The sequence below is a fragment of the Nostoc sp. CMAA1605 genome (assembly GCF_021596505.1).
In the GTDB taxonomy this organism is placed as follows: Bacteria; Cyanobacteriota; Cyanobacteriia; order Cyanobacteriales; family Nostocaceae; genus Trichormus.
In genome coordinates, this window is record NZ_PJIZ01000002.1 from 18164 (window position 1) to 34753 (window position 16590).

The following is a 16590-nucleotide window of genomic DNA, read 5'->3' on the forward strand; positions in this document are numbered from 1 at the left end:
TGAATATGATATTTTACGAAATGAGATATATTTAGTTAGTTTGTCAGGAAAAATTAACTCCTTCAAAACAGTGAATGAAGGAGCATTGATAATTTTTTATTGAGGATTTTAGGAAAGTTTTTTTTAACTACTTTTGAGACAATTGCAGTTTTTTCTTAACTTTGATTTTTGAAGATGCACCAAGGGTAGCGAGGGCAAATAGGCTGAGGATGGAGGTAGGTTCAGGAACAGTGATGATACTTGCAGAAAAGCTAATGGGTAATTCACTATCTTCTATCCCCAAATTTTCAGAACCTGGTGTTAGAGGTGGTGCAGAAAAAACCTCTAAATAGCCAGGTATAGGCAGAAAACTAGCGAAAAACGGACTAGAGTAATTACCCCCTGATGTGGAATAGCCAAAACCATCACCTGTTAACTGTTGAAGATTGAGGCTAATTAAATTATCTACTTCAAAAGGCTCATTTCCTGGTATTGGAGTCCCTGTTGGTTGTAAACCCGTGATGGTTTCGCCGTTGCGTGTACCTGTGATTCCCAAAATTTGGTAAAAACCCAAATTGTCAGCAGTTTCATTAGTGATGAAATTACCACTCGCCGTAATTCCAGCACCAGAATAATTCCATTTCCAAGTTAAAGCAGAGGCAGCATTGATAGTTCCAAAAGTTAATCCTGATGTTGCAGCTAGGGTTGTGACAGATAGTAGAGCTAGATTTTTCATAGTATGATGGCGCACATATATTTCCGATTGAGTTCAGCTACAGCCCAACTCAAAACCAATGGCAGTTTAACATCAAATATACTGAAGGATTATGTATAAAAAATAAAGATAAAATATTTAGAGATGCGGTGTTGATTTTTGATGACTACGAACTTATGAATCTAGGCTTATAATCCAAAATTGGGATAAATCCTTGGTAGACTTCTAGACATTACCTTTAAAACTATGACTAACCAAGACACTCCCCTCACGGGGGATGCACTGATTAAAGAAGTTTGTCGGCGCATTCGAGTCGCCCGTAGTTATTGGGATGCACATAACAACGCTGCTTGTAGGGGTGAGCGCGATCGCGCTTTGGCTTTGTACAATACACTCACTAAAGAACAAAAACAGCAAATCCCAGAAGTTTTGCGGGTGTGGTTACGTTATCGCAGTGAAAAGTATTTTGGCGCACATCGCACACCACCTAAATCACGTCGTAAATCAAAATAACGTCCATGCCAAAATTACCTCTACCGCCATCACTGATAGGTGCAGAAGTTGGTTCTTTTACTGAGTTGACAATTACTCAAAGAATGCCTGCGATCGCTCGCCGAGTGATTGCAGAAAATAATTTCTCATCTACAATTAATACCAGATTAGAAAGTCTGGCGACAGAACTATCAATAGGACATTTACCACCTCTTGTTGATGATACTGGTAAAGATTTTGCGGCTTGGAAGGAATATCTCAATCCCTACGAGGGTCAACGTTGGTTAGACGTTCCCTGGTTCTTAGCAGAAACTTATTTTTATCGGTTAATTTTAGAGATTACTCATTACTTTCGCCCTAGTATTTGGCAAAATATTGACCCATTTCAATTACAAAAAAATCAAGGTTTAGAAACTTCACTTGAGTCAACAATTCTTTTATGTCATCAGGTGAATCAATGGTTAGATGATGCCAATAATGGGGAGAAATCAGAACAAACTGCCCTGACGGCACTACTATATTTTGCTTTATGGGGAAATCGAGTTGATTTAAGTTTATGGTCAGCCTTTGCTGAAGATAGAAGCCGATTTGATATTCAAAATCAACTGGCACATATTCTAGTTAATGATGCGTCTCAAGTTAGTGAATTAGTAACTAATCATCCAGGTGGTCGTATTGATATTATTTTAGATAATGCGGGGTTTGAGTTAATTTGTGATTTGTGTTTAGTAGATTTTTTATTAAGTAGTAATTTAGCTAATCAAGTTTACCTCCATTTAAAACCTCATCCTACTTTTGTTTCTGATGCCATGATTAAGGATGTGCATGAGACGACAAATTTTTTAGCCGCCACTAATCATCCCCAAGTAAAATCTGTAGCTAATAGGTTACAAAAACATATTGCATCAGGAAACTTAGTCTTATCTGAAGATTTTTTCTGGACATCACCTCTAGCATTTTGGGAAATACCTAACTCTCTTAGAAGTGAATTAGCTAAGACTAATTTAATTGTAGTTAAAGGGGATGCGAATTATCGACGATTATTAGGCGATCGCCATTGGCATATGACCACAGCAATTGCAGATATAGTCTGCTATTTACCAGCACCAATGGTTGCCTTGCGTACCCTAAAATCGGAAGTGGCTGTCGGGTTAAAAGCTGAAGTCGTCGAGGAAATTGCCCAATCTGACCCGAATTGGCAAACTAATGGGCAATGGGGTGTAATTCAGTTAGTAACTTCAGGTTAATATAAAATTAAACATAAAATCTTCAATAAAAAGATTAAGTTGATATTAACCATCGCTTGGTCAGGAATTAATCTTCACCGGCTAACTTTTGACGTGCAAATCCAACAGCTAACACGTTAAATCCAGTCATAACAACAGGAAAACGAAACTTAATTTAGGCAAGTAATAAATACCAATAATCACCCAAAAGTAAGTAGATAATGGCAATTTTTATATCTAAATTGCTGGATGATTAAATGTGTAATTGGTATGCAAATTCACCTGTCTGATTTGTGTTAGTTGCGTCAATGCGGCAAATTAGTTTGTGAATCAGGAGTAGAGAATGGTAGATTACCGTAATGTTCAACAGTTCCTGCAAAGTCGGGTGAAGCGACGCAATTTAATTATCGGCGCAGGCGCATTTACTGGTTTAGCTATTGCTAGCCAATTTCCCCAACAAAGAGCGATCGCCAAAGGCAGATTTTCCGATTATCCTTTCAAATTGGGTGTAGCATCAGGCGAACCCTATGACACTAGTGTTGTTATTTGGACTCGTTTAGCTCCCGAACCGTTAAATGGCGGTGGAATGCCAAATGTCAATGTACCGATTCGCTGGGAAGTCGCTACTGACCCCAGCATGAGACGCATTGTTTCTAGAGGAACTGTACTTGCAACTCCAGAACTGGCTCACTCTGTTCGGGTAATAGTGGAAGGACTTTTACCCCATACTTGGTATTGGTATCGCTTTCATGTGAATAGTGAAGCTAGTCCCATCGGTCGGACTCGCACTGCACCTGCGGCTGGTAGTTTCTCTAACCAACTGAAGTTTGCTTTAGCCTCCTGTCAACACTATGAGCAAGGCTATTACACTGCTTATAAATACATGGCAGAGGATGATTTAGACTTAGTAGTCCACGTTGGTGATTATATCTATGAAGGTGGGATCAATCTGACCCGACCCAGACAGCACAATAGTACAGAAATTTTCACCTTAGAAGATTATCGCAACCGTCACGCCCTCTATAAAACAGATGCCAATCTGCAAGCCACTCACGCTGCTTTTCCTTGGATTGTCACTTGGGATGACCACGAAGTAGAAAACAACTACGCTAATTTGATTTCAGAAATCGATACAGAACCAGACCAAGATCCAGTCATCTTTGCTCAACGGCGGGCGATCGCTTATCAAGCTTACTATGAACATATGCCCCTGCGTCCCTTCTCCCGACCAGTCGGCCCGGACATGCAGCTTTACCGGCGGTTAAACTTTGGCAATTTGGCTACATTCCATGTCTTAGATACTCGCCAGTATCGCACAGACCAACCTTGTGGCGACGGTACGAGAACAGGTTGTCTAGATGCACTCAGTCCCCAAGCTACAATTACAGGCCAAGCACAAGAAGAATGGCTATTTGATGGACTGGATAAATCTTCAGCGAGGTGGAATATCTTAGCGCAGCAAGTTCCCATTGCTCAGAGAGATTTCACCCCCGGCGAGGGTCAATCTTTCAGTATGGATAAATGGGATGGGTATGTAGCTTCCCGTAATCGCTTAATGAATTTTATCTCCCAGCGTCAACCATCCAACCCTGTTTCCTTAGCGGGTGATGTGCATTCTCATTGGGCGATGGATCTCAAAGCGAGTTTTGATGACCCTGCTTCAGCTACATTGGGTAGTGAGTTTGTTTGTAGTTCCATTAGTTCTGGTGGTGATGGTGCTGATATTACTCCCGCAGTACAAGCTTATTTACCAGATAATCCCCACATTAAGTTCTACAATGGGCAACGGGGATATGTGCGTTGTACTGTGACTCCTACTAGTTGGCGATCGGATTATCTTGTGGTGTCTGGTGTCACAACTCCTTTCGGGACAATTAGCAATCGAGCTTCCTTTGTAGTTGATAACGGTATTCCTGGAATACGCCAAGTAGTTTAGTTGAATTCTGCAATATATCTCCATTCTTCAGCGTGGGTAAAGGGATGGGGATATATTGCTGAGGAGAATGAGAAAACCTGCCAAAATGGCAACCTAATCGAATTTAAGGAAGTTAAATTACATAGAAGATAAACGACTTTTCAGATGTGGTTATCAGGGTGTATCCAGTTGTACTGGCTTAAACAAAAAATATAAATAATTAGGCTTGGCATTTGCTGCGACGGGAACATCTAATTTGTACAGGTTTTGCCATTGAATCATACATCAGCCCCCTAAATTAATGGCAATATCTGTCAGGATACCTGAACGCTACAGCAGCAAATGGCAGAGTGGGAGATGAAAGCGATTGATATGCTTTCTCCCACTTTTTTTTATTTAGTCATTAGTCATTAGTCATTAGTCATTAGTCATTACTCATTACTCAGCACTCAGCACTCAGCACTTAGTCTCGATTTTCTGTAGTAGCCATGTGATTGCGTCTTCAACTTTGGCTACTTGTTCTCCTGGTGGGATGGGGGGACGGTTGACTATGACAACTGGTATTCCTTGTTCTCTGGCGGCGATGATTTTGGGGTAGGTGGCTTTACCTCCACTATTTTTGCTGACTATGGTGTCAATTTTGTATTGAGTGAGAATTTTTCGCTCGTCTTCTAGCGTAAAGGGGCCGCGATCGCATAATATTTCCCCTGGTGGTATGAAAGTCCCATCGCTGGGGGGGTCAATCATTCGCATCAAAAACCAAATATGCTGTAAATGAGCAAAGGCGGCTAATTCTTGTCTCCCGACTGTTAGAAAGACTCTTTTGGCTTGTTTTGCCAAAATTTGAGCCGCAGCTTGATGATTATCTACTTCTAGCCAGCGATCGCCTGCTACTTTTTCCCAAGCCGGGCGAGTTAACATTAATCTGGGTATATTGATTTGATTTGCTGCTGTTGCTGCATTCCAGGAAATCTGATTGGCGAAGGGATGGGTAGCATCAATGAGTAGATCAATTTGCATCTGACGTAAATAATCGGCTAATCCCGCCGCACCGCCAAAGCCGCCAATCCGCACGTTTCCATCGGGTAGTGATGGTTCACGAGTGCGACCGGCTAAAGATGCGATCGCTTCTATTCCTGGGATAGTAGCAATTTTAGCAGTTAACTCTGTCGCATCTCCAGTTCCACCTAGAATTAAAACCCGTTTCAAGTCTTCTCTCTACCTACTGTTTCAAGGATAAAGACGGAATTTTGGCTAATATTCCTTTTTTTAATGGTTCTGGACGTTCCGACCAAGGTAACAACCCATCTGGTTTTTTATAGTATTTAGTAGCACATTCCAAGACAGCAGATATACTGTCATCAACTGCTAAGTCTCCGAATAAATAGGTCATTTTACCTTCAGCCGCAAAAGCGACGACGCAGGAACGGTTACAAGCACTCATACATTCCACTGCTTGGATAGGGAATTCTTCTTGTAATTCCCAATCTTGTGCTAATTCCTGTAATTGATGCAGAAGTTTTTGACCACCGCTTTCACCTATGCGTTTCCCATCTTGCCAAACGCTAGCACAAGTTGTGCAAACAAATAAACTATGAGCAGTAGTATTATCCATCTGTACCTCAGTAGATGTGCGTGAATTATAATTATACCGATATCTTTACAATATTTAATTTAAAAGGTAACAGGAAGATTCAGTTTGTAGTCAGGACTTTAGTCCTTATTTGCAACTTTATTCCTCAAGAAATCGATAATTTGGACAGATTTTACATGAATTATTCATGATTAATTTATGCGTTATGCTAATAACATGATGCCCTATTTAATAATTATTTTCAGGAGTTAATAAGATGTTTCGCAGATTGTTACTCGCTGTATTATTGGTGGTAATTATCTGGCTGGGATTACTATCAAACCCAGCCAGATCACAGCAAGTTGAATCTCGGATAAATAATTTACAAGCAGATTTAAATCGTGTGGAGTCAAGGTTAAGTCAAATCGAGTCAAGATTAAATCAAGGTCGTCCTGCTGCATCTCCGAGGACGACAATTACCGTACCTCCTGGTTCTAGAAGAAATTTATCACAGTCAGAACGCGAGAAAATGTTTGATAATTTAGCGACTTTAGTAGTTGAATTAAAGCAACAAGTGACTAAATTAGAGACGCGAGTTTCTCAATTAGAATCACGTTAATTTCATAAGGTCATCTCAGTCAGCTTCTATTGCTTGATTTGCGAAAAGACACGATAGCTATTTATATTATTTCCACCCTGATTATCCAACTCCTCGGCTGTCATTTTTAGCAGATTATAATCCACATTTTCTGCATAAATGGCAAAGGTGATATTAAACACTTCAATAAAATAAATAATCCATTTACATTCCTCTTCGGATTGATGCTGATAATAATTGATTAAAGCCGCGATTCGAGTTTCTAAATGACTCCGAGAATATGGAGAAATTAAAATGACCTTCAACAGAATAATGACTAAAGTTAGCGGATGACCTTGAGAGACTAATAAATTAAATAATTCTGATGGTTCATGCCTATTTTCTATAGTCAAATAATCAATTAATTTGTTGCATATTCGCAGTAATAAGTTTTTGTTGATTCTTTCTGTATCTATCTCGGTTTTCCAAACATCTAGTTTTTCCCTTAATGATTTCCTTAAAACTACCACTAATTCTTGGCTACCAACTGATAGAAATAGATATTTCTGTAAACTGACTTTAAAGTTATACAGGGTTTGATTGTCAGTTTGTTTCAGGAATATATTAGCTAAATTCTCGTGACTAAATTTACCCCTTTTAGCAACAATTTTTTTGATGAGGTGTAAAACATTATCACCCAAAATACTAGGATTATTATAGCGTGTGTTAGTAGATGCTTCAGACTGTGAACGAGCAATATACATAGCTAAATCAAACTTGTATTTGTCTTTCATCTGTCTGTAAATTTTGATTGCTGCTTCTTGTTGTTCTTTGGGTTTACTAGTGTCTAAAGATTGAGCAACTAATAAGTAAGCAGCATAGCGATCGCTCCAATGACCTTGGTTGTTATACTCATTTTTATAGTTAAATATTTTTAGTTCTTGATAATCTTGACTTTCAACAAAATTATTCAATCTTTGTCTATATAACAGAGTATTTTTAGAAATATTGTCACTACTCTCAGGTAATTGCGAAAATAAATCAATTAATTCGCGAATATATTGGTATTTTCTTTTAGTTGCCCAATTATTAATTAAAATGTAACAACAGCGTTTAATTGTATTGTGAAATTCTTGCTCATCAGTCAGCAATAAGAGTTTTTTGATGATGGGAATGTGATTTAAATTATCTACTAGCAAACAACCAACAAATAGCCTTTTAAATTCATGTAAAACATTTTCTGGAGGATAGAGATTTACTGCTTCCATAAAGAAACTGTAAATCTTATCCTGTAAAATCGGTAGATTTATTTCTTGAGAACTTAATCTAATAATCTTTTGATCCAGTAGATTACTGAGTAAAGTGTTAGCGGTCATGCAATTACTCAAGACCCTTGAGATTGTGAATTTTATTGTTCTTAGCTTAACCTTTACGCACAGGGCTATCAATCAGTTTATTCAAAGCTACATTATTTTTTCATTGTAAATTAGTAAATGTACTTTATATTTGATGAATAATTATGACCATTTTCTTCTACACAACAGAAAAATTACGGAGATGGATTAATTTTGTATAATTGGGCTGGGCTAATTGCTTGATAAAGCTAGCTTGAACAGTGAACAGTGAAATCGTGGGGTCTAAATCACCCGCCTGATAACTGATAGCTGATAACTGATGTAACTTTCAACTTTCCACTTACGAGTCGTGATGCGTAAAGCCCCCAAGCACAAGGTACAAAACCAAAAAAGTTTTGTGTCTTGTGCGTCTTTTAAGTGGGGGATATAAGTTTCGACTACACTCAACTGCCGCGAATGGGACACATTTATTTGTTCGCGAAAAATGATACAATCGAAATTGTCCACAACACAGGCAGAGTCTCGCCGCAAGGGAGGAACCTGTCTCGTAATGGGTGGCAAAATATTGTTTCGCCGTCGGGCTGCCGGTGTATGCTTGCGGAGGGTAAAGTAATCTGGGATGTTGCTGTATGGATTCGTCCTTTGGGTATCTTGGAGCTCCCGATGAAGCAAGAATCCCCCGTTTAAAAAACGGGGGAGTGTCAATCTATTAACTTACTGCATAATGGTGCGTCGTCCCAAGAACAAAATCAATCCCCCAAGTTCTGACTCTGACTGGCCTCTAGAGACGGAAATAGTGGGATTGGAATTTGAGTTAGCTACAAAAGTAGATGTTTCTTTATATCCGCAGTACACCATTGGACTACACGCTTGGTTTCTTGACCAAGTACGTTCCACTAACCCAGAACTTTCGGCTTATCTCCATGATGGCGAGTCAGAAAAGCCTTTTACTATCTCTGCGTTGGATGGGGAATTGGTCAGTAGTGGTAAGCAGTTGAAAATTTTGGCGAATCAAACCTATCGTTGGTATGTGACGGCGTTATCAGGTAGAGTAGTGCAGTGGTTGGCAGAGTGGTTGAAAAATCTCCCTGCTGAGGTGAGTTTGCGGAACGCGCCTTTACAAATTCTAGGGTGTAATGTGCTTCATCCACCTACAACTTACGCGCAATTGCTAGATGCTGAACATGGAGAAAATCTGAGTTTAAGATTTATCAGTCCTACTAGCTTTCGTCGCAAAGGTCATCATTTACCCTTACCCTTACCAATGAATGTTTTCCACAGCTACCTACGGCGATGGAATGATTTTTCTGGTATTCCAGTAGACCAAGAAACTTTTTTAGATTGGATAGATGAGTCTACTTTGATTACTCGTCACCAAATCGCTTCGATGAAAATACTGGCAGGAAAAAAAGGTGCGGTAACAGGTTTTACAGGGTCAGTAGAATTTAGTTTAGTGAAACAAGCTGCACAGAACACAGAATTTTATCGCTTGTTTTATGCTTTGGGTAAGTTAGCACCCTATTGCGGAACTGGTCATAAAACAACATTTGGCTTGGGTCAAACCCGCTTGGGTTGGTCATCACAAGTGGTTACAGATGTCCCAGAGGTGGAAAGTTTGCTAGCGAGTAGAATTGCAGAGTTAACGGAGATATTCACATCTCAACGCAAAAGGACAGGGGGCGATCGCGCTTCTGAGGTAGCATCAAAGTGGGCTACTATCTTAGCACGCCGGGAAATGGGCGAGTCTTTGCAAGTGGTGGCGAATGATTTACAAATGCCTTATGAAACGGTGAAGACTTACGCGAAGTTGGCGCGCCGTGCTTTGAAGGTTGAGTGATGTGTTGCGCGCAGAGGCGCAAAGGCGCGAAGAAGGACGCTAAAATGATGGCTTTTGTGAACACCCAACTATTTGACTGATTACTGTTAAAGTGTGTTGGGGTCAATTCCTCTTTGTTGTAATTTAGTTAAAAGTTCTTGGAGTTGTTGCTGAGTTTGTTCTAATTGTTGGTGTTGTTGAAAGTTTGCTTCTTCTGGTGTTAGATATCTCTAGCCTGCTTCATCATACCAAAACAGCCATTCCCGTGTCATACCTTGATAAGTTCCCCGTTCGCGTCCAATACCTAAGCCAATTTCAGGCATCCAGATTTTATCACCTGACATTAAAATATACTTACCTTCCACTAAGCGATAAACTTCTAAACGTTGACGCTTACGCCGTAGGCGCGTCGGTGCGTAAATCACATAATACAAAATACCTAATTCGGCATAATCGATTTTTTTCTGTTCATATTCACCGTTGTAAGTTTGCGAAACTACTTCTAAAGCTAAAATTGGCGAAATACCCTCTTCTTCCCACAAAACATAGCTATAACGACCATTTTCACCCACGAAACGTTCTACACCCAGACTCAAAAATCCATCTGGAACGATCACGCCTTCATTTGGCGTATGATATATACCCATATTGATACCGAAAAACCAATCATCACGGTTTTGCCAGATTGCCGCTAAGATGGCTAACAACAAATTGGGAATTAATATTTGCAGTTCGTTATCCACTGGTGTATCGTCTGAATCTGGTAATTCTGCCGATGAAGGTAAGCAGTCTAATGGATTGTATTTGAACATCATCGTGAGGATAGAATAATATAGAGGCGATCGCAAAGTTCACGTCAAATGTAAACTTAGCAGCTACATTCCCCTATTCTATATAATTGTCAATTAATCGAACTTTAAATACTGTTAATAGCCTGATTTTTGATATCTGACGCACCCTACAAATATGCTAGACTAATTTCTTAGTCAGGTAAGTTAGCTATTATCTATACAACTCTCTTGACTTTTCTAATATTTGCACCTTGAACCTTTTCAATTTTGACTTTGACTATATCCCCTAAAGAAAGATTAATGTCTTGCTTATTGACTTCCTCTTTTGATGGACAATCAGAACCTTGAATTTCGTAAGTGATTATGATTCTCTGTTTTGTTTTTTTTCCATCCTGTAGTTCTTGTTTGTCAAAATTGACTACTTTAGCATCCACAATCTGACCAACTGTAAAATTATAATTATTGCTGTTTTGAGAATTTAGTGCTGGATGTGTGGAGTTTACAGGTGGTAGTTTTGAAGCTGACATTTCACCAATGGGAACGCCAGCATCTTTGTAATAACGCATGAGGCGAGATACCCATCCTAAAATTTGCAGGATGGTGTGAGCATCGCTAATACTTTTGAGATAATCACTACAGGCTTTATCAATACTACGATAGTAATCTGTAGTTTTTCCACTGTGTCCTATTTGTCTACCATTGCTTACCAAGGTTTTGAGATACTTGAAAAACCTGGAAGTTGCATCTGGTTGATGAATGTAACCACGCAGATAAGCAACGGCTTTTCCTACTTCGTTGACATCAGTATTATCTTTTACTAAAGTAAGAGCGATCGCATGGGCAATTTCCCACTGTGCATCTGATATAGTCATGATTAATACATCCCTGATGGTGGTTCGCGGTCAGTGGGGTAACGTAGCACGGTTGTTAGTTCTTCTAGTTGTTGTTTTTGAACTAAACGCGAGTGTGCAGTTTGTATATGTTTCTGTTTAAATTGTGCTAATTTCTCTCCCGTGAGTTCATCACCTTCGCTAATTTCATAGGATGAATAACGCTGTTTTAAACTTTGCGGCTGTTTGATTTTATCGATAGTTACTGTCATTGTACCCATGCCAATAGGCTTACCACCACCGACTTTTAAAGCTAAGGGATATTTAGAATCTTGTCCTAATACAATTAATAAAGTCCCTAATTCTTCTGGGAGTAAGTTCTTGAAATGTAATTGCGTTTTAAAAGTATATTCTCTCCCCGCTTGTTGGACGGGAATACCGGAATTCTGTCCTTTATCAATGGCTTTGATGGTATGGTAATAAAACTTACGTCCTGCGGCTTTACCTTTAATAAAGTATGCACTGCGTTGGTCTGGTCTGGGACGATATAAGGATGGCATAAATCCAGTAGTAAAGCCGATGCTTTCACACTTGGCATCATTAAAATCTAGCAGACCTTGCCAATCTAATGCACCAAATACCCGACTAGCTGGACACAGTTGTTCTTTGTTACGACAAGGTAAGCGTTCTGTAGGAATTTTATCTCTATATCTGGAAGTAATAACAGCTAATGTACTATTGGTAATCGCTTCATATACAGACCGAATGCAGCCTTTGAGGGAACTACCTTGAATTGATAGTTTTTGGTCAACACCCTGCACCATTGTTTTAATTAGGGGGATGCGGTTGTTTCCGATGTCGCTACCCATCGCAACTATCCCTGTTGATATGTGCAGAGATGTTTGGACTTTCAGGGTAAGGTAGAGTGTACCATGTAGGCGATCGCTCAAATATTTATGATGTCCCATCGGACGCTGTAAGTTAGGACGTTCTGAGGGGAAAGAAACGAAATCATAAGGCTTTGGTGGTAACTCTGGGTTAGATGAATCTCTGGGAGTCGGTCTTCTGGGTGGTGGGGGAGGAGTTCTTGTCATGTTAGTCTACCTCTAGAGTTAAAGCTACAAATTGTACGGCGGATGTTTCAGCGTCAATAAAGTAACGTTGCGCTAATTTTGGTTGTTTTTTGTTGTCTTCATGCAGTCGAATATCTAAAGTTTTGGGATAATCGAACCCTTTAGGAAAACGAGTTTCATCAGGACGATAGCCATAAGCAGGATAGGCGTAAGATGGGAATTTTTCTGGATTATTCGGTTCTATTCGCCATGATGCTTGTTTTTCTTTATCTCTTTCTTTTAGTGGAATAAAATCTTTATGTTTACCTGCTATGGTTAACAGCAAAACTTCATACCTACCTTTAGTTTTTCGCTTCCACCGTAATTCAAACTGATGATTAAACATTTGACCTTCAGTCATAGGAGACTCAAAATCGTCTTTAGTTGGTGGGTGGTCTTGAATTCCGCTAACTTTGTGAGTCCAACGCAAAAAGTAGTAACTCTCTTCATATTTTAGTTTTTTGATTAAATCTAGTAATTCAGAAACTTCTAAAGCTTTTTCTGTAACACCAACAAATGGTTGCATTGTGAATCCTATAGTAAATCCTTCCAAGAGTTAACTGCTTGTGTAAACAATTCAGGTACACCATCCTTACTGTTACCTAACCATGTTAATTTCACACCAAAATTAAAATCCATAGCCTCTGCTGTAACAGATTCGCTGTATTGAATATCTTTTGATGGAAAGCCATATTTTTCTGCTTCTGTAGGTTCTAAAAATTCTCCTACACCTAATAAAGAATTTATACTCCAAGCTTCTTTATTAATACCCAATCCGTATATGCTTCCGTCTCTCACTTGGCAACCAGGATACTGTAAAACTGCTTGATTTAATTTCACTTCCACAGTACCTAAACCGCGAGATTTGGCAAAACCTAAACCAAACCAACCATCATTTAAATCGCGCAAGACTAAACCAATTAAACCTAGTTGCGCTAATGTAAAATTCTTGAGGTGGATTTTAGTTTTAAATTCCCCAGCCGTGCAGACTTGATAATTAAACGGCCCGACTGCAACAGAACCAAATACTCTATCAATTGCTACTCCATTACGTTCCTCAATTCTCAGAGGCTGTGAACTATCTGGGTGAGCATCTTCAATTCTGACACGACTAGCAATGGAAGTATTACCAAATATTTGATCAGTAAAACAAGAAAGCTTGTAAATATCGCTGGTTGAAGTCACATTCTTGAGATAGTCATATTTATCATTTAAAGGGTCATTCGCCCAAGGTAAGCTAGAATTAGTATCACGTTTATCTCTCCCTACAGTCCTCACTATGCGTTCTGCATGAGCGCGAATTGCTCCTTTTAAGCTGCTTCCTGGTAAATAAATTGAACGTCCCCCAGCGTGATAGGTTTCGACAAATTCCATATCAGGTTTTGTGGGGTCTGCTCCTTCTTTTCCTGACTTAATTAAAATCGGCCCATCAGGTATGATGCTTAAATCAATTGTGCAGTGATTAACAAATCTTTTGTGCATGACTGGATTTATTTGATGATAAAAATTAAGCTGCTAATAAATTATTTAGCTGTACTTCACACTGTTGGAATATGAAATTAACAGCAGCAAATAATTTTCCTAGTTCTTGAATGGTATAATAGGTAATGTTTCTAGTAAAAATTTCTCCTTCTAATTTGCCAAACTGCCAGCGATCGCCATTAGAAACAATGCCATAAATTACTACTTGATATTCTCCGTTTAATCGTTGAGCCGCAATCATTTCTGCTAGACATTGCGCCCAACCTGTCTCAAAGTTGTCTTGTTTAGCTTCAACTAAGATAAAATATGGTTTATCAAAGACAACTTTTCCTAATGGAGAACGTTTAGCTAAAATATATTCAGGAAATCCTGATAGCTTTTCATCATAATTTAGTGATTGATGACTCCAGAGAACAAAATGATGGCGGTAGGTTTTCCAAACTTCTTTGATAACTGGATAAATGAGATTCTCACAAATAGCAAATTCTGAGTTATCAACAACAGCATCCCGCATCATCAGTTCTAAATCTTCGCGGAAATAGTCAGAAATCGTAAAAGCCAGTTCACTAATAAAATTTGCTTCGGTGTAAGTGACTTGAAATGCTTTGAGAACTTCACCAATGGTTTTGAAATTACTAAAAGCCATATTTACCTCTTCAAGAATTTTGGGTTACTTCGGTAGTGAGAGTATTAGCTTTATTTTCTCGTAAATGATTGATTAGTGATTGCGTCCACTCTTGCTTTTTCGACTCGTTCACATTTTGATAGATTGGTAGTTTCTCACCTAGATTACTATTTACTAATTCTTGTAAGTAAGTTAATAATTTCTCTGGGTCATTTTCAACATCAAGCCAATACATTTTCTCAATATCTAGTTTAACGACACCCAAGCCACGCGATCGCCCCCCTCCGAGTGGTATTTGTTCCGTCTCAAACTGGTGTAACCCAATCATCAACAGTCCCAGTTCATATTCCTTGGCGTTTTCTACCACCGCTTTAAATTGAAACTGCGTCCCTGCTGGAACTACTTGAAAGTCGTAGAGTTTCCCGTCTGCGGCGGTTTCGGTGTCTCTGTCGATAGCTACACCGTCTCTTTCTTGATATTGTCCAAACCAAGTATCAGGGACTACGGTTAAATCCCTGACTTGGAATTTGCTAGCTATCCAAGGTGAACCAAATAGCCGAGAGGTTATATCTGTTTGCTTGATGAGTTCCTTAGTTAAAGTCTCATCATCTTCGCAACTATCTTTTAACTGCTTTATTTCCTGAGAAGTAATCGACCATTCTTCTTCAATAGCGGGGTTGGCTACTAATTTGCGATTATTACCTACAATACCTCGGAGGAAACTTTCTAGGCGCGATCGCATTGCACCTTTAAAGCTAGAACCTGGTATTAATGGATTACCCAAGCTATCTTTAATTACAGGTAAATCTGAGCCTATGGGTTCACTAGAACGACCTGCGCTAATTCTTAAGGCTGTTTTTGTTGTCAGTACGCCTGTAATTTCTAGGCGATTTTTGAATGTGTCAAACATAGCTGATTACTTTAGGATTTGTATTTTTAGGGATTTTTATTTACTTCGGGTTCTTTTCCGTAACGGCGAAGTTTTAGTATTCCATTAATCGAAATACAACTTATTCGTAAGCCTTGAGTAACTCGGAAATGTGCAACATCATCATTCCTATTTGTATATTTATCATATCTAAAACCTGGATGTTCTTTTAATACACTGGTATTACCATTTGATTGGCTGAGTAAATTTGACACTTTCGCAAGGTCTTCTTGGAGTTGTAATTTTTCTTTTTTATCTCTTATTCGCTTATAATCACTTTTAAAACTGTCTTCATAATGAAGTTTTGGAAAAATCAATAAATCTTCTGAGAGTAAATTGATTTTGCACTGATTCCAAATCAATAGCCCCCAATTAGAAATAGTTACTTTTCCATCAATTTCAGTGAATAATGATTCTTCAATATTCTCATCTTCAATTTGTTTAGGGGAAAAACTAGCTCCAGCATTTAATAATGCTAAGGTAACTTTATGCTTTTTAACTCGCTCATAATCTAGAGTAATCGGTAAACGTGGAATAGTAATTAACTTAGATGATTCACCTTCAAACACATATATAATTTTATCGGCATAGAACATACCAATAGTATTCATATATCCTTGAATTGCCTTAAACCCGCCAACTAAATTAAAGTAGATAGAATAACCATCTTTCTGAGACTCTTCATATCTTTTAGAAAGCCAATCAATTAAGTCGTCTATTCCTTGTTTAAAGTTTGCTGTATTTTCTGTAGAAAGCTGATCAGGGGTATATATTTCAATAAGATTGACTTGCTTGTGTAAAAAATCTTTAATTATTTTTGCTGTTGTTTGTCCTTGATATGTTTCAGTTGTAATCAACCAGTGAGTATCTAGCTTACCATTATCAACGTTATCTTTATATAAGCTATAGATACCATTTAGTTCAGCACTAGCGTCTTTAATTTCTAAAATATTACCGCTCTTTAACTTTTCTTCAGCCCTGTTTTTTAGGTCTAGAATAATATTAATAACTTCCGGCTCATGTTGTTTAATTCTCTCCTCTGTCCAGTTAGCCGTTTTATCAAGTAGTCCCTTCCAACTTTTTGGATCTTTAGGGCGAATTTGGTTAGAGAGTAAACTTGTGCCAACCGTTGATACAACAAAGCGGTACATCTTTAAACACTCCTAAAAATTTG

Annotated in this window: 17 protein-coding genes and 1 pseudogene; 5 read left to right on the forward strand and 13 right to left on the reverse strand. The window is 38.6% G+C overall.

Features of this window, described 5'->3' with window-relative positions:
• Window positions 1-127: 127 nt before the first annotated feature.
• Window positions 128-715 (reverse strand): PEP-CTERM sorting domain-containing protein, encoded by a 588-nt coding sequence (locus CV014_RS00845; RefSeq protein WP_236140296.1) that lies wholly within the window; start codon window positions 713-715, stop codon window positions 128-130.
• 225 nt (window positions 716-940) lie between these two features.
• Between CV014_RS00845 and CV014_RS00850 the strand changes: the two genes are divergently transcribed.
• The 3 genes from CV014_RS00850 to CV014_RS00860 all read left to right on the forward strand — a co-directional run bounded on the left by CV014_RS00850 (window position 941) and on the right by CV014_RS00860 (window position 4348).
• The gene (locus tag CV014_RS00850) at window positions 941-1207 is read left to right on the forward strand and encodes a Precorrin-3B methylase (RefSeq protein WP_236140297.1); all 267 of its coding nucleotides are present in this window, start codon (window positions 941-943) and stop codon (window positions 1205-1207) included.
• Window positions 1208-1212: 5 nt separating this feature from the next.
• Window positions 1213-2433, forward strand: coding sequence for a damage-control phosphatase ARMT1 family protein (locus CV014_RS00855; RefSeq protein ID WP_236140298.1), 1221 nt, complete (start codon window positions 1213-1215; stop codon window positions 2431-2433).
• Between the two features lie 322 nt (window positions 2434-2755).
• Window positions 2756-4348, forward strand: coding sequence for an alkaline phosphatase D family protein (locus CV014_RS00860; protein WP_236140299.1), 1593 nt, complete (start codon window positions 2756-2758; stop codon window positions 4346-4348).
• Window positions 4349-4783: 435 nt separating this feature from the next.
• Here the strand turns inward: CV014_RS00860 and CV014_RS00865 are convergent, their stop codons facing one another.
• Together CV014_RS00865 and CV014_RS00870 are read right to left on the reverse strand one after the other, a co-directional pair.
• On the reverse strand, window positions 4784-5536 hold the full coding sequence (locus tag CV014_RS00865; RefSeq protein WP_236140300.1) for a cobalt-precorrin-6A reductase: 753 nt from the start codon (window positions 5534-5536) through the stop codon (window positions 4784-4786).
• Window positions 5537-5549: 13 nt separating this feature from the next.
• Window positions 5550-5942, reverse strand: a complete 393-nt coding sequence (locus CV014_RS00870) for a DUF1636 domain-containing protein (protein WP_236140301.1) — start codon at window positions 5940-5942, stop codon at window positions 5550-5552.
• A gap of 235 nt (window positions 5943-6177) precedes the next feature.
• On the opposite strand from CV014_RS00870, the gene CV014_RS00875 reads away from it, so the two are divergent.
• A complete protein-coding gene (locus CV014_RS00875; RefSeq protein ID WP_236140302.1) occupies window positions 6178-6519 on the forward strand; it encodes a hypothetical protein in 342 nt (113 codons plus the stop codon).
• Between the two features lie 26 nt (window positions 6520-6545).
• Here the strand turns inward: CV014_RS00875 and CV014_RS00880 are convergent, their stop codons facing one another.
• Window positions 6546-7853 carry a hypothetical protein gene (locus CV014_RS00880; RefSeq protein WP_236140303.1) on the reverse strand — a complete coding sequence of 436 codons (1308 nt, stop codon included), beginning with the start codon at window positions 7851-7853 and terminating at the stop codon, window positions 6546-6548.
• A gap of 261 nt (window positions 7854-8114) precedes the next feature.
• Window positions 8115-8504: a hypothetical protein gene (locus CV014_RS00885; RefSeq protein ID WP_236140304.1), complete on the reverse strand. Its 390-nt coding sequence runs from the start codon at window positions 8502-8504 to the stop codon at window positions 8115-8117.
• A gap of 52 nt (window positions 8505-8556) precedes the next feature.
• Between CV014_RS00885 and cas6 the strand changes: the two genes are divergently transcribed.
• On the forward strand, window positions 8557-9669 hold the full coding sequence (gene cas6, locus CV014_RS00890; RefSeq protein WP_236140305.1) for a CRISPR-associated endoribonuclease Cas6: 1113 nt from the start codon (window positions 8557-8559) through the stop codon (window positions 9667-9669).
• Window positions 9670-9755: 86 nt separating this feature from the next.
• On the opposite strand, the pseudogene CV014_RS00895 reads toward cas6, so the two are convergent.
• From CV014_RS00895 to CV014_RS00930, 8 genes and pseudogenes are all read right to left on the reverse strand, one after another.
• A pseudogene (locus CV014_RS00895) lies at window positions 9756-10460 on the reverse strand (Uma2 family endonuclease).
• Window positions 10461-10654: 194 nt separating this feature from the next.
• Window positions 10655-11311: a hypothetical protein gene (locus CV014_RS00900; protein ID WP_236140306.1), complete on the reverse strand. Its 657-nt coding sequence runs from the start codon at window positions 11309-11311 to the stop codon at window positions 10655-10657.
• Window positions 11312-11313: 2 nt separating this feature from the next.
• Window positions 11314-12363 (reverse strand): RAMP superfamily CRISPR-associated protein, encoded by a 1050-nt coding sequence (locus CV014_RS00905; RefSeq protein WP_236140307.1) that lies wholly within the window; start codon window positions 12361-12363, stop codon window positions 11314-11316.
• Between the two features lies 1 nt (window position 12364).
• Entirely contained in the window at window positions 12365-12907 is a 543-nt protein-coding gene (locus tag CV014_RS00910; protein WP_236140308.1) for a hypothetical protein, read from the reverse strand.
• A gap of 8 nt (window positions 12908-12915) precedes the next feature.
• Complete coding sequence (locus CV014_RS00915; protein ID WP_236140309.1) at window positions 12916-13863, reverse strand: RAMP superfamily CRISPR-associated protein; 948 nt, start codon at window positions 13861-13863, stop codon at window positions 12916-12918.
• Between the two features lie 25 nt (window positions 13864-13888).
• Entirely contained in the window at window positions 13889-14509 is a 621-nt protein-coding gene (locus CV014_RS00920; protein ID WP_236140310.1) for a hypothetical protein, read from the reverse strand.
• A 10-nt stretch (window positions 14510-14519) separates the two neighbouring features.
• On the reverse strand, window positions 14520-15398 hold the full coding sequence (csx7, locus tag CV014_RS00925; RefSeq protein WP_236140311.1) for a type III CRISPR-associated RAMP protein Csx7: 879 nt from the start codon (window positions 15396-15398) through the stop codon (window positions 14520-14522).
• Between the two features lie 26 nt (window positions 15399-15424).
• Window positions 15425-16567 carry a putative CRISPR-associated protein gene (locus CV014_RS00930; protein WP_236140312.1) on the reverse strand — a complete coding sequence of 381 codons (1143 nt, stop codon included), beginning with the start codon at window positions 16565-16567 and terminating at the stop codon, window positions 15425-15427.
• Between the last annotated feature and the right edge of the window lie 23 nt (window positions 16568-16590).